Raw genomic sequence first — 14,036 nt, forward strand, 5'->3', positions numbered from 1 at the left:
CCCCGACAGGCTCCCCCCCCTCCGGCTCCGCCGATAAGACCGATTGGTTGAGTGAGCTGATCTCGCCGCTGCGGACGGTCGGACGCGAGATGCTGGTCACCTCGTTGTTCGTCAACCTGCTGGCCCTGGCGGTTCCCATTTTCGTCATGCAGGTTTACGACCGGGTCATCGGTCATTCCGGCATGGAAACCCTGAAAGGTTTGCTGATCGGCATCGCCTTGGTGCTGGCCTTCGATTATGTGCTCAAGCAGACCCGGGGCCGCGTCATGCAAATGGTGGCGCTGCGTATCGACGTTGATATCGGCACGCGTCTGTTCGACAAGATGAACCGCCTGCCGTTGCGGATCTTGGAAACCAGGCCGGCGGCCCATTGGCGCCAATTGTTCCAAGACGTCGATACCGTTCGCAACACCTTGTCCGGCGGCACCGCCCTGTTGCTGACCGACTTGCCTTTCGTTTTTATTTTCCTTGGCGTCATCTACGTCATCGGCCAACCGCTGGCCTTGGTGTTTGTCATCACCTTCGCCGCCTTCATCATCTTGGCCTGGCGATCCGGCCAGCGCCTGGGGCAATCGGCGAAAGCGGAAAAGAACGTCACCGCCAATCGCGACGCATTGATTTCGGAAATGATCGCCGGCCGCGGCACGGTCAAGGCGGTGGCCCTGGACAAGGCCCTGCGGCCGCTGTGGGAAGAACGTCAGGCCGGCGCCATTGAACATTCCATCCAGCGCGGCGCCATCGCCGATGGCTACGTCAATTTGGGCGGCATGCTGACGCTGATGGCCAATGTGATGGTGACCGCCGTCGGCGCCGTCTATATCATCGACCATCAGCTGTCCATGGGGGCGCTGATCGCCTGCAACATGCTGTCGGCGCGGTTATACGGCCCGATCAACCAATTGGTCGGGGCCTGGCGCGGTTTTGGCGCCTTTCGTCAGGCGGTTGCCCGCCTGGGGGAAACCTTCGAGATGGCCGAAGACCGGGTCGAGACGACCATCACCCGCGAACGCCCCGCCGGCGTATTGCGGGTGGAAAACGTCGTCTTCACCTATGGCGGCGAAACCAACGCCCCGGCCACCATCGACATTGCCGCCCTGGATTTTCGTCCTGGCGGCCTGACCGCCATCTTGGGCAAGAACGGTAGCGGCAAGACCACCTTGCTGAAATTGCTGATGGGGCTTTACCCGCCCTTCAGCGGCCGGGTGTTGCTGGATGATGGCGACATGGCTCAGTTCACCCGCCATGAATTGGCCGGCTGGATCGGCTATGTGCCGCAAGAGACCTTGTTGTTCAACGCCACCATCCGCGACAACATCGCCTATGGCGCGCCGGGCTGTTCCGATCAGGCGATCTTGGAAGCCGCCCATGCCGCCGGCGTGCACAGCGCCATCGTCGATATGCCCGACGGCTATGCCACCACCATTGGCGAAGCCGGGTCGCGGCTATCGGCGGGGCAACGCCAGCGCATCGCCATCGCCCGCGCCCTGGCCGGCAACCCGGCCATCTTGTTGCTGGACGAACCCTCGGCCAGCCTGGACCGTCAAGCCGAGGAAGACCTGAGAGCCGCCCTGCAAGCCATGGCCCGCACCCGCACGGTCGTGGTCGTCACCCATTCCGCCGTGCTGTTGCCGGCCTGCCGCGACGTGGTGGTGCTCGACAAAGGCAAGGTCGCCGCCAGCGGCCTGGCCGCGGATATCCTGCCCCGCCTGTTCGCCCCCCGCCCCGCCCCAGTTCCGGCCCCGGCCCCGGCCCCTGCTCCTGCTCCTGCTATCGGAGCGGCGCCATGACCGAATTGACGCAAACACCGCCGCCAGCGCCCAAGCGTTTCGCCCCGGCGTTGAAAATGGCGGTGGCCGTGCTGCGCTGGCTTGGCCCTGATCCGGCGCAACCGGTGCTGACGCCACGGCAACGCCTGGAACGCCTTGGGCGGTTCCTGCTGCCTGGCGGCAACCTGCCCACGCCCACGGCCCCGGCAGCAGGCGGCAGCGGACGCTTGCATACCCTGGTCGAGACCTATCCCTTGCCCACATGGCGGCCGGTTGGCCGGCTGGTGATGATCGCCATCGCCTTGTTCATCGTCTGGGCCAACATCGCCCGGCTGGACGAAGTCGCCATCGCCGATGGCGAGGTGGTGCCGGAAGGCAAGGTCAAGGTCATCCAGCACCTGGAAGGCGGCGTCATCCGCGAGATTTATGTCTCGGAAGGCGACGAGGTCAAGGAAGGGGCGCCGCTGTTGCAACTGGACCTGTCGGCGGTGTCCATGAACCGCGAGGAATTGCAGGTTCGTCTTGACGGCCTAAGCTTGCAGGTCGCCCGGCTGCAAGCGGAACTTTCTGGCGCCACCAGCTTGAAGTTCCCGGCCGAGGAATCGTCCCGGCAGCCCGCTTTGGTGCAGGCCGAACAACGCAATTTCGACGCCCGCCGCCAATCGCACAAAAGCAATATGGCGGTTCTTGGCGATCAAGCCCGACAAAAAGCCTTGGAAGTGCAGGAACTGGAAGCCCGTCACCGGGCCATCGGCGCCAATCTGAAACTGGCGCGGCAGCGGCTGGCCATGTCCACCGATCTGGTCAAATCGGGCCTGACCGCCAAGATGGAGCATGTACAGCTGCAAGCCCAGACCGAGGATCTGGAAGGGCAGTTCGACACCGTGCGCGCCAGCATTCCCCGCGCCCAGGCGGCCCAGGCCGAAGCGAAAAGCCGGCTGGAACAAGAACAGGCCAATTATGTCCGCACCACCCAGGCCGAGCTCAGCGATGCCGAGCTGAATCTGGCGCGGACGCGGGAATTGCTGACCCAGGCATCGGACCAGCAGCAACGAACCCAGATCACCAGCCCCACCGACGGCATCATCAAGAACCTGCGGGCCAACACCATCGGCGGCGTCATCCGCCCCGGCGACCCGATCATGGAAATCGTGCCCCTGCACGAACGCCTGCAAATCGAAGCCAAGCTATCGCCCATGGATCGCGGCTATGTGCTGCCGGGTCAGGCCGTCACCGTCAAGCTCTCCGCCTATGATTACGTCATCTATGGCGGCTTGGCCGGCACCGTGTCGCTGGTCGCCCCCGACACCACCATCGGCCCCGATAATCTGCCGTTTTATCGGGTGCTGGTGCATACCGACAAGGCTTACCTGGGCAACGAGGCGGACAAGCGCACCATCACCCCGGGCATGGTCGCCAGCGTCGAAATCCATACCGGCGACCGCTCGGTGATGCAATATCTGCTCAAGCCGGTGATGAAGCTCAAGCACGAAGCCTTCCGCGAGCGCTGACCCGCGAGGCGCTGCAATCTCAGGTGATGTTGAAGCGCGACAAGCTTTCGGCCAGATCGTCGCCGAACTGAGCCCCCTTGCGGATCAGCGCCGCCCGCGGCGGCAACCCCGCCAGCTTGGGATGGCCCCAGGAATAGCTGGTCAGCACGGCGAACGGAATGCCTTGGGTCACCGGCATGGCGGCCAGGGCGCAGCCCAGATCGACGCCGGTCAAGATCCCCAATTCCATCGAGGCGATGACCATGTCCGGGCGTGTGTGAACAACGTTTTCCAACGCTTCGAACGGATTGCGCACCACCGAGGTGCGATAGCCGCAAGCGGCCAATTCGCGTTCGACGATACGCGCCATGGCCTTTTCCGGCACCACCATCAGCACTTCGACGTTTTTTTGTTCGATCGGACCGAAATCAACGTCAGCGGCACGCTTGGCCGGTAACGAACGCATGACCGACGGCACATCGCTGTCGGTGACCTGTTCGCCATCGGCCAGCTTTTCGATGCGATCGACGAAAACCTGGATTTCATCAAGCTGGGCAGACTCGGCCACCTTCAACTCGCCGACATATTCGTCCAGACGATGGGTCACCAGCTTGATCAGCGGCACATTCAAGGCCTGGGCGTGGCTGCGCAGGTTGCTGGCCTCGCGCTTGAGCGTCGCCAAGCCATCTTCGGCCGAAACGCTATGAGAGCGCATATTGCCAACCAGAACCTGCAAGGAACTGGCGGTATCGCGCAATTCCTCAAGGAATTCAGAGATGACACGGCGTTCGTTTTCGTTATCGCCCGAATCGAAAGCTGACATGCCCTTCCCCCTATCAAGATTGTGCGTTCACCGATACACCAGTTCCGGCGCAAACGGAATAGCCCGCAACAATCAACCGCAGGCAGACAAAGGAGCAAGATTGCGTTCAGCCGCGATCATGTCGGCCAGGGTATGGGCATTCAACGCCTCGAAAAACGCCGAAATGCCCTGACCAAAGGCTTGCCGGGCCAGACAATTGGCACTGACCCGGCATTTATCGTCGCCATTGTCGCGCATGCAATGGGCCAGGGCGAAATCGTCTTCGACCCGACGAACGAATTCCCCCAGCCGCAAGGCCGTCGGTTCGACCAGCAGGCGGATACCGCCGTATTTCCCCCGCACGGTTTCCAAGAAACCGGCGCGGCCCAATTGGTGCACCACCTTGGTCAGGTGATTTTTGGAAATGCCATGGCTTTCGGCGATTTCGTTGATGGTGACCAGCTCGCCGCCACGCAGGCCGACATGAACCAGAACCCGCAAGGCATAGTCGGTGTGTAGTGTCAGACGCATGGCATTGATCGTATTATCCTTAAGGTTAAGTGGCATCTTCTAATGGTTGCGATAAAGGGTCAAGCCATGCTTCGTCATGCCCCCCATGCCGATGGCGATGATGGACAAAGCGCCTTTCCATCGGCGGCGGCGGCGGATACAACTAGTGCTGTCTCGGGACGCCAGGATTGGGGATGGTCTTGGTGGTACAGCCCATGGGGGGGATAGTTCGTGGGGCCAGATAAGGCATCGATACCACCAGCCATGAGCGACGGCCACGTCAGCCGGTGGATCAGGCACATACCGATTGCATGGCGTATACCACTGGTCGTGGCCATGAACGCCGCCATCGCCCTGGCCGTCGGCCTGTTGGGATGGCAAAGCGCCTCGCTGGTCAGCCACGACATCGAGGAATTGCGGCTGGTCCAGGAACGCGGCCGACAATTGTCGGATATCGACGCCCAGGCCAACCGCTTGCAAAGCCTGATCCGCCAATATCTGAACGCCCCCACCGACGAGGTGATGAAGGAAATTTCGCGCAGGTCCGAGGATCTGTTCGCCGCCCTGTCCACCGCCACCCGCGAAAACGGCGAAAGCGAGGAAATCTCGCAATTGAACGAAGCTGCGCGGCGTTTCATCACCGGTTTCCAGCAATTAAAGGCCATCAACGCCGAAGTCTCCCGCATCTACGAGGCCGATATCGTCCAGGCCGCCGGCGAAATGTCGGGGCTTTACGCCATCTTGAACTCGTCCATCCGCAACGACCGCGCCACCCCCTTGGCCCCGGCCCTGGCCAAATCGCACGAAAGCTTCATCGCCGCCATCATCGCCATCAACACCTTTTATTTCGGCGGCACCCCGCTTAAGGCCGATGCCGCGCACGAATCCCTGGGGCAGGTTATTCAATCGGTGCCGCACCTGACCCAGCGGGCCACCAGCGAATTACAGCGCGAGACCCTGACGGTGATCGGCCGGCGCACCGTGCGCATGGATGAAGGTATCGAGGCCATGGCGCGGGCCTTTGACGACCGTGCCCGGATCTTGGCCCGCGATATCGACGCCAACCAAGCGATCATGGCCTCGGCCATCGACCGCATGATCTCACGCGGGCACGACCGCGAAGCCTCGCTGCAAAGCCAATCCTCCACCCTGCCCCGACGCACCGCCCTGGCCGGCATCGGCCTGGGGGTGATCTTGCTGACCATGGGCGTCATCGCCAGTTGGCTGATCGGTCAATCCATCCGCCAGCCGCTGCTGCGTCTGCGCGCGGTGATGGAAGCGGGCGCCCGTGGCGATTGGTCCCAAGATATCGACGCCCCGAACCTTCCCGACGAATTGGCGGCGATGGCCCGAACCATCGCCGTGTTTCGCCGCAATGCCCTTGATAAAGCCCGGCTCGAGGAAGAGCGCGCCAAAATCAGCGCCCACCACGAAGAAGCCAAACGCCGCACCTTGCATGAATTGCTCGAGCAGATGGAAGCGCATGAACAAGGCGCGCCCTTCTCGAAACTGCTGGTCCCCGAAGCCGAAGGTGCCGAGGCGGCGGAAATCGCCCAGGTGTTCAACCGCGTGCTAGATAAATTCCAACTGACCGCGACCGAACGAACCATCGCCATGGATCAGTTGACCCAGGCCAAGGAACAGGCGGAAACCGCCAATCAGGCGAAATCGTCGTTTCTGGCGGCGATGACCCATGAAATCCGCACCCCCATGAACGGCATCATGGACATGCTGCGCGACCTGCATCAATCGCCCTTGGCCCCGGACCAGGAACACGTGATCGCCACCATCCGCGAAACCGGCCTGTCATTGCTGAAAATCGTCGATGACGTGCTGGATTTTTCCCGCATCGAAGCCGGACGGCTGCGGCTGGAAAGCGTTTCGCTGGACCTGCCCCACCTGCTGGAAGGGGTGATCATGGCGGAAACGCCGCAGGCCCGCGACAAGGGGGTGCGGCTATACGGCTTCCACGATCCATCCATTCCCATCGGCCTGCGCGGCGACCCGACCCGGCTGCGCCAGATTCTTTACAACCTGATTGGCAATGCGGTGAAATTCACCCAATCGGGCCACGTTTCCGTGTTCTTGCAATATGTCGAAGCATCCTTGGGGTGTCAGCGGGTTCGCCTGATCGTCACCGATACCGGCATCGGCATCGCCGACGAGGCGCGGCAACAGCTGTTCCAGCCCTTCACCCAAGCGGACATTTCCACCCCACGGCGTTTTGGCGGCACCGGATTGGGGTTGTCCATCACCTATCGGCTGGTGCGCATGATGGATGGCGACATGAGCGTGCATAGCCAAGTCGGCATCGGCAGCACCTTCACCGTCGATCTGCCGTTGCGCCAAAGCGCCGACGTCGCGCCACGGCAAATGCCGGCCATCGATCTGATGGGATTGCGCTTGCTGGTGCTGTCGCCCGATACCGGCGAACGTTCGCAGATCGCCCGCCTGACCGAGCAAGAAGGCGCCGCCGTCGTCCGCGTCGCCAATGCGGATTCCGCCCGCGCCGCCTCGGACCGCGCGGTCACGACCCAGGCCCCCTTTGATCTGGCGGTGGTTTCCGCCGATGGCTTCACCTGTGCCGACGCCGCCCACCTGTCCCACACGCCCTTTTTGCTGATCGGCTATCCCGATCCGGCCCTTGGGATCGAGCGTCTGGAACGATGCCGGGGCCTGCTGGGGCGACCGCTGACGCCGGCGGCGCTGTATCACTCCATCGCCGCGGCCACGCGACGTTAAATCCATCGCCGCGGCCACGCGACGTAAAAAAAGTCTCGTGATTGTGTGATGCGGATTTTGGGGAGATACTCCCGTCATGACCGCGCCCCCGACCCCTTACGAACAATCCACCCTCCTCGGCCGCTATCGACTGATCATCGCCGTCGTCGCCCCCATTTTGGCGCTGGTGACATTTTCCGCCTGGGTGGTGGAAGAAAAGATGGATGCCTATCGCGACAGCGCCGATTTGCTGGTGGCGGCGCAGATCGCCCGCGCCGCGCAATCGCTGACGCGGGAATTGGAAAGCGAACGGGTGTTGTCGGCGCGAAGCGTCAATCGCGATGACTTGCAGACCCGCTATGAACTGGAAGCACAGCGCCTTAATACCGACGAGCGGCTAAAGACGTTGTCGGCCGCCTTGCTGATGCCGGAAATCGCCGCCCGCGTTCCCGATCGGTCCAACATCCTTAATCCGGCGCAATTGGGCACCTTGCGTGCGGCGGTCGATCTTGACGCCACCGCCAGCGCCGCCAGCGCCGGCTACAGCCGGGCCATCACCGGCTTGACCGCCTTGGCCACCACCATGGCCCCCGCCGACCTGTCGCGGATCATCTCGGCCTATATGGATCTGGGCAATCTGAAGGACCGCATCGGTCGGGCCCGCGTGCTGTTGTCCACCCCCAATCAAAACGGCGAATTCAACCGCCAATCCCTGGCCGAAAACAACGCCGAGGCGCGGGCTTTCCTGGAATCCTTCCGCACCCATGCTTCGGCCCCACAGATAAAATCGTTCGACGACATCGTCCAAGGCCCCATCGTCGGCATGGTCGAACGACTGCACAATCAGGCTTTGTCGGGCATGCTGGGCGACAAGGACCGCCAGGCCTGGGACGATGCCCATGTCGCCTTGCTCAAGCTTTACACCCGGGCCGAAGACCACATGTCCAGCGACATGGAAAAGGCGATCCAGGAAAACCTGAAAAGCACGCGCTTCACCTTTTTCCTGGTGGTGCTGGGGGTGATCATCCTGGTTGGCCTGAGCTTGGAATCACTGCGCCGGTCGGAACGGCGCGCCGTCTTGTGGGAAGAAGAAGCCCGCAAACTGTTCCGCGCCGTCGAACAAAGCCCGGTTTCGGTGCTGATCAGCGACGCTCAAGGCCTGATCGAATACGTCAACCCGGCCTTCACCACCATGACCGGCTATCATCGCGACGAAGTTCTGGGACATTCGCCGCGCATGCTGCGCTCGGACCAGACCCCGGCCGAAGTGTTCGCCGAATTGTGGGCCGCCATCAAGGCCGGCCAGGATTGGCGCGGCGAAATCGTCAACCAGCGCAAGGATGGCTCGGTCTATTGGGAATCCATGACCGTCGCCCCGGTCAAGGATGGCGACGGACATGTGGACAGCTACATCGCCTTCAAGGAAGACGTCACCGAAATCCGCACCTTGCGTCTGACCTTGGAACTGGAACACGCCAACCTGCGCCGGGTCTTCGCCTCGACCAAGGATCTGATCGCGCTGATCGACGCCGAAGGTCATTTCGAATACGCCAATCCGGCCCTGGAACAGACCTTTGGCCCGGTCATCGGCCTGCGTGCCCGCGATTATTTCCAACCCGCCATCGGCAATCTGGAAGATGACAACGCCCCGACCCGAGGCGAATGGGTGGCTGATCTCAACGGCAAGACCTATGAAATCACCATAACCCCGGTCGACAACGCCCAGGGCGCGCCCTCCGCCTTGTTGGCGCTGCACGACATCACCACCCGCAAGCTGGCCGAAATGGCCATGGCCGAGGCGCGAGAAGCGGCGGAACTGTCCAACCGGGCCAAGACCGAGTTCCTGGCCACCATGAGCCACGAACTGCGCACGCCGCTCAACGCCATCATCGGCTTTTCCGAAATCATCGAAAACGAATTGCTGGGACCGCTGGAAACCAGGCTATACCGGGATTACGCCCACGACATCAACGAATCCGGCCGTCATTTGCTGACGCTGATCAACGACATCTTGGACGTCGCCCGCCTGGAAGTCGGCCGCTTCGCCCTGATGGAAATGGATATGGACGTGGCCCAGACCGTGCGCATCAGCGTCCAATTGGTCAGCGAGCGGGCCAAGGCCGCCGGCCTGCGCATCGTCGAGCACATCCCCGACGATCTGCCCGGCCTGCATGGCGATGAACGCCGCATCAAGCAGACCATCGCCAATATCTTGGCCAATGCCGTCAAGTTCACTGCCGCCGGCGGCAAGGTCACCATATCGGTCCAGACGGCTGACAACGGCCTGGATATCATCGTCAGCGACAGCGGTATCGGCATTCATGCCGACGACATGACCAAGATCATGGCCCCCTTCGGCCAAGCCGAGTCAAGTTTGTCCCGCCGCTTCGATGGCGCTGGTCTGGGATTGCCGCTGGCGCGCCGCTTCATGGACATGCATGGCGGCCACTTGGCCATCTCCAGCACGCCGGGGCAAGGCACCGTCGTTACCTTGCATTTCCCCGCCAGCCGCCTGCTGCCGGCGCAACCGGCCGAGTAACCCCACAGGACGGATTGTTGAAATTGCCCTGCCTTGAGAGGTAGGGTCTCACTCGTTTAGTTTTATTGGAAAGAACCCTGATGCGACGCGACCTTTCGGCCAAGTACGACCTGCGTGTTCCCCGTTACACCTCGTACCCGACGGCGCCGCATTTCCATCCCGGCATCGGCCCCGACCAATACGGCCAATGGCTGGGGCAATTGGACCCGGCCACCGAATTGTCGCTGTATCTGCATATCGCCTATTGCGCCGAAATGTGCTGGTTCTGCGGCTGCCACACCAAGATCACCCGCAAATACGCCCCGGTCGCCACCTATCTTGAAGCGCTGCTGACCGAAGTCGATCTGGTGGCCAAGCATCTGCCGGCCAAGATGACCGCGCGCCACGTCCATTTCGGCGGCGGCAGCCCGACCATTCTGACCCCCGAGGATTTCGTCCGCACCGTCGAGACCTTGCGCCAGCATTTCATCTTGAAGCCCGACGCCGAAATCGCCGTCGAGCTGGACCCGCGCACCGCCGACGAAACCTATGTCCAAGCCATGGCCAGCGTCGGCGTCACCCGCGCCTCCATCGGCGTGCAGGATTTCGACCCCAAGGTGCAAGAAGCCATCAACCGCATCCAGCCCTATGACGTCACCGCCAACGTCATCGCCTGGCTGCGCAAGCACGGGGTGCCGGAAATCAACATGGATCTGGTCTATGGCCTGCCCTATCAGACCGTTGACGGCCTGCTGGACACCATCGACAAGGCCCATGGCTTCCGCCCGCGCCGCATCGCCCTGTTCGGCTATGCCCATGTGCCGTGGATGAAGAAGCACCAGCGCCTGATTCCCGAAGCCGCCCTGCCCGACATCGATACCCGCTGGGACCAATACGAGTTGGGAACCAAGCGATTGGAGGATTTGGGCTACGTCAAGATCGGCCTTGACCATTTCGCCGCCCCTGACGACCCGCTGGCCATCGCCTTGGCGGAAAAGCGCCTGCACCGCAATTTCCAGGGCTATACCACCGACAGCGCCGACGTCCTGGTCGGCCTGGGCTCATCGGGGATCGGCTCGTTGCCCCAGGGCTATGTCGCCAATGTCGGCGAAACCCATCATTATCTGGACGCCATGCGCGCCGGTCGATTGGCCACCTCGCGCGGCGTCGCCATGGATGCCGATGATCATCTGCGCCGTGACCTGATCATGAGCCTGATGTGCGACCTGGAACTGGATGTCGACGCGGTCTGCGCCCGTCATGGCGCCAATCCAGCCCAATTCGACGACGATCTGATCAAGCTGGCGCCGATGATGGAAGACGGCCTGGCCCGATTGAACGGCCGCCACATCGTCATGACCGACGAAGGCCGCACCTTGGTGCGCGCCGCCGCCGCCATTTTCGACAAATATTTGAAGAAAGGCGAACAACGCCACTCCAAGGCGGTGTAGCCCCCCACCCGGCGCCGCCCCACTGGGGCGGTAAAAGCCCCACCCATGTAATTTGTCCATCCACCCCGCCCGGGTGTTCCGGTTGCTCTTGTCCCCAGGCATGCTGCGGTTAATAAAGCCAGCAACAAAGACGCGAGGGATCGACAAGATGGACCAGTCGAAACGCTATTGTAACCTGCGCCTGAAAGAAGCCGAGTTGATGGCCCAAGGCCGTCATGTGCTGTGCGCTTATATCATGAAGCCCAAGCCGGGCCATGACCCGGTGGCCACCGCCGCCCATTTCGCCGCCGAATCCTCCACCGGCACCAATGTGGAAGTGTGCACCACCGACGACTTCACCCGTGGCGTCGATGCCCTGGTCTATGAAGTCACCGAACAGGCGGACGGCGACTTCCTGATGAAGATCGCCTATCCCAATGATTTGTTCGACCGCAACATCAGCGACGGTCGCGCCATGATCGTGTCGTTCCTGACGCTGTCCATCGGCAACAATCAGGGCATGAGCGACGTCGAATACGCCAAGATGCATGATTTCTGGGTGCCGCCGGCCATGTTGCAATTGTTCGATGGCCCGGCCATGAACATCGGCGACATGTGGCGGGTGCTGGGACGCCCACAGGTGAACGGCGGCATGGTGGTCGGCACCATCATCAAGCCCAAGCTGGGCCTGCGGCCCAAGCCGTTCGCCGATGCCTGCCACCAATTCTGGCTGGGCGGCGATTTCATCAAGAATGACGAGCCCCAGGGCAATCAGGTGTTCGCCCCCATGCGCGAGGTGATCCCGCTGGTCGCCGACGCCATGCGCCGCGCCCAAGATACAACCGGTGCGGCCAAGCTGTTTTCCGCCAACATCACCGCCGACGATCCGTTCGAGATGATCAAGCGCGGCGAAATGATCTTGGAAACCTTCGGCGAAAACGCCAACCACGTGGCCTTTCTCGTCGACGGCTATGTCGGCGGCCCGACCGCCATCACCTTGGCCCGGCGCTATTTCCCCGGCCAATTCCTGCATTATCATCGCGCCGGCCATGGCGCCGTCACCTCCAAGCAATCCAAGCGCGGCTATTCGGTGCTGACCCATATGAAGATGGCCCGCCTGCAAGGGGCGTCGGGCATCCATACCGGCACCATGGGCTATGGCAAGATGGAGGGCGACAAGGACGAAAAGATGGTCGCCTACATGCTGGAACGCGACCTCGCCGATGGCCTGTATTACCGCCAGGACTGGCAAGGCATGAAGGCGACGACGCCGATCATCTCGGGCGGGATGAACGCCTTGCGGCTGCCTGGATTTTTTGAAAACCTGGGCCATTCCAACGTCATTCAGACCTCGGGCGGTGGCGCTTTCGGCCACAAGGACGGCGGCACGGTGGGGGCCAAGTCGCTGCATCTGGCGCACGAAGCCTGGGTCCGAGGCGTCAATCTGGTCGATTTCGCCCTGGAACACCCGGAACTGAAGGGAGCCTTTGAAAGCTTCCCCGACGACGCCGACAAGATTTATCCCGGCTGGCGCGACAAGTTGAAGGTGCGCTGACCCTGTTTAGCCCCTCCTTCGCCCAAACGAAGGAGGGGCTAAATACAGACTGCTTTGTGGAGTGGTCAAAAAAATTGGAGTAAGGGAAGTGCGGGCGGCCAATAAGCCCGCCCCCTGCTCCGGTTCGGAGAGAGAGGAAGGCCCAGCATGTCGAGGAAGCATCCCATCATCGCCGTCACCGGTTCGTCCGGCGCCGGCACTTCCACGGTCAAGGAATCGTTCGAACACATGTTCCGGCGCGAAGGCATCAAGCCGGCGATCATCGAAGGTGACAGCTTCCATCGCTTCAACCGCGTGGACATGAAAAAGGCCATGGCCGAAGCCGAGAAAACCGGCAATCGCACCTTTTCCCATTTCGGCGCCGAGGCCAATCTGTTCGGTGAATTAGAGGAATTATTCCAGCGCTATGGCGAAACCGGGCGCGGCCGCCGCCGTTTCTATGTCCATAACGACGAGGAAGCCCACCGCTTCGCCCAGCACAACGTCAAATCGGGCGAGTTCACCCCGTGGGAGGACATGGCCGACAACACCGATTTGCTGTTCTATGAAGGACTGCACGGCTGCATCGTCACCAAGGAAAACAACGTCGCCCAGCATGCCGATCTGAAGATCGGCGTGGTGCCGGTGCTCAATCTGGAATGGATTCAAAAAATCCACCGCGACACCCATATGCGCGGCTATTCGGAAGAAGCGGTGATGGAAACCATCCTGCGCCGCATGCACGATTATGTTCACTTCATCGTGCCGCAATTCAAACTGACCGATATCAACTTTCAGCGCGTGCCCATCGTCGACACCTCGGACCCGATCATCGCCCGCGATATCCCGTCGGCGGATGAAAGCTTGGTGGTCATTCGCTTCCGCAAGCCCGACCGCTTCCGCGTCGACTTCCCGTTCCTGCTGCAAATGATCAAGGATTCGTGGATGAGCCGGCGCAACACCATCGTCGTCCCCGGCGGCAAGATGGGCTTGGCCATGGAATTGATCCTTACCCCGATCCTTCGCCGGATCATGGAAGACCGCAAGTCCTTGATGGGCTGACGGTCCCCATGAGCCGACGGGGGACCAAAACTACCGGCGTCCTGGGCAACCGGGGCGCCGGATTTTTGTCGGAATGCGGGATTACTTGAAATTCACGGCCCAAGGGTATAGTTTCGCCCCCGGTCGGCAGTTCACCAAGGCGTCGCTGTCCCGAAAGGGAAGCTAAACCTGCCAAATTCAATTCGACAGACACTTATCCTGTG

Annotated in this window: 9 protein-coding genes; 7 read left to right on the forward strand and 2 right to left on the reverse strand. The window is 61.8% G+C overall.

What is annotated here, in order from left to right; genetic code table 11:
* Positions 1-47: 47 nt before the first annotated feature.
* Both KEC16_RS08150 and KEC16_RS08155 read left to right on the forward strand, forming a co-directional pair.
* Entirely contained in the window at positions 48-1,787 is a 1,740-nt protein-coding gene (locus KEC16_RS08150; protein ID WP_249208936.1) for a peptidase domain-containing ABC transporter, read from the forward strand.
* Positions 1,784-3,277, forward strand: a complete 1,494-nt coding sequence (locus KEC16_RS08155) for an HlyD family type I secretion periplasmic adaptor subunit (RefSeq protein WP_211547688.1) — start codon at positions 1,784-1,786, stop codon at positions 3,275-3,277. The genes KEC16_RS08150 and KEC16_RS08155 overlap by 4 nt, the downstream gene beginning before the upstream one ends.
* Positions 3,278-3,296: 19 nt before the next feature.
* Here KEC16_RS08155 and KEC16_RS08160 read toward each other — a convergent pair whose 3' ends face one another.
* Positions 3,297-4,079, reverse strand: coding sequence for a response regulator (locus KEC16_RS08160; protein WP_211547690.1), 783 nt, complete (start codon positions 4,077-4,079; stop codon positions 3,297-3,299).
* A 72-nt stretch (positions 4,080-4,151) separates the two neighbouring features.
* The gene (locus KEC16_RS08165; RefSeq protein WP_211547692.1) at positions 4,152-4,589 is read right to left on the reverse strand and encodes an RrF2 family transcriptional regulator; all 438 of its coding nucleotides are present in this window, start codon (positions 4,587-4,589) and stop codon (positions 4,152-4,154) included.
* Between the two features lie 315 nt (positions 4,590-4,904).
* On the opposite strand from KEC16_RS08165, the gene KEC16_RS08170 reads away from it, so the two are divergent.
* From KEC16_RS08170 to KEC16_RS08190, 5 genes are all read left to right on the forward strand, one after another.
* Positions 4,905-7,310 (forward strand): ATP-binding protein, encoded by a 2,406-nt coding sequence (locus KEC16_RS08170; protein ID WP_211547694.1) that lies wholly within the window; start codon positions 4,905-4,907, stop codon positions 7,308-7,310.
* A gap of 76 nt (positions 7,311-7,386) precedes the next feature.
* Complete coding sequence (locus KEC16_RS08175; RefSeq protein ID WP_211547696.1) at positions 7,387-9,828, forward strand: PAS domain S-box protein; 2,442 nt, start codon at positions 7,387-7,389, stop codon at positions 9,826-9,828.
* 80 nt (positions 9,829-9,908) lie between these two features.
* On the forward strand, positions 9,909-11,258 hold the full coding sequence (hemN, locus tag KEC16_RS08180) for an oxygen-independent coproporphyrinogen III oxidase (RefSeq protein WP_211547698.1): 1,350 nt from the start codon (positions 9,909-9,911) through the stop codon (positions 11,256-11,258).
* 148 nt (positions 11,259-11,406) lie between these two features.
* The gene (locus KEC16_RS08185; RefSeq protein ID WP_211547700.1) at positions 11,407-12,792 is read left to right on the forward strand and encodes a ribulose-bisphosphate carboxylase; all 1,386 of its coding nucleotides are present in this window, start codon (positions 11,407-11,409) and stop codon (positions 12,790-12,792) included.
* Positions 12,793-12,939: 147 nt separating this feature from the next.
* The gene (locus KEC16_RS08190) at positions 12,940-13,833 is read left to right on the forward strand and encodes a phosphoribulokinase (protein WP_211547702.1); all 894 of its coding nucleotides are present in this window, start codon (positions 12,940-12,942) and stop codon (positions 13,831-13,833) included.
* Positions 13,834-14,036 lie beyond the last annotated feature (203 nt).

This window comes from Magnetospirillum sulfuroxidans (genome assembly GCF_018224925.1).
GTDB classification, from domain to species: Bacteria; Pseudomonadota; Alphaproteobacteria; order Rhodospirillales; family Magnetospirillaceae; genus Magnetospirillum; species Magnetospirillum sulfuroxidans.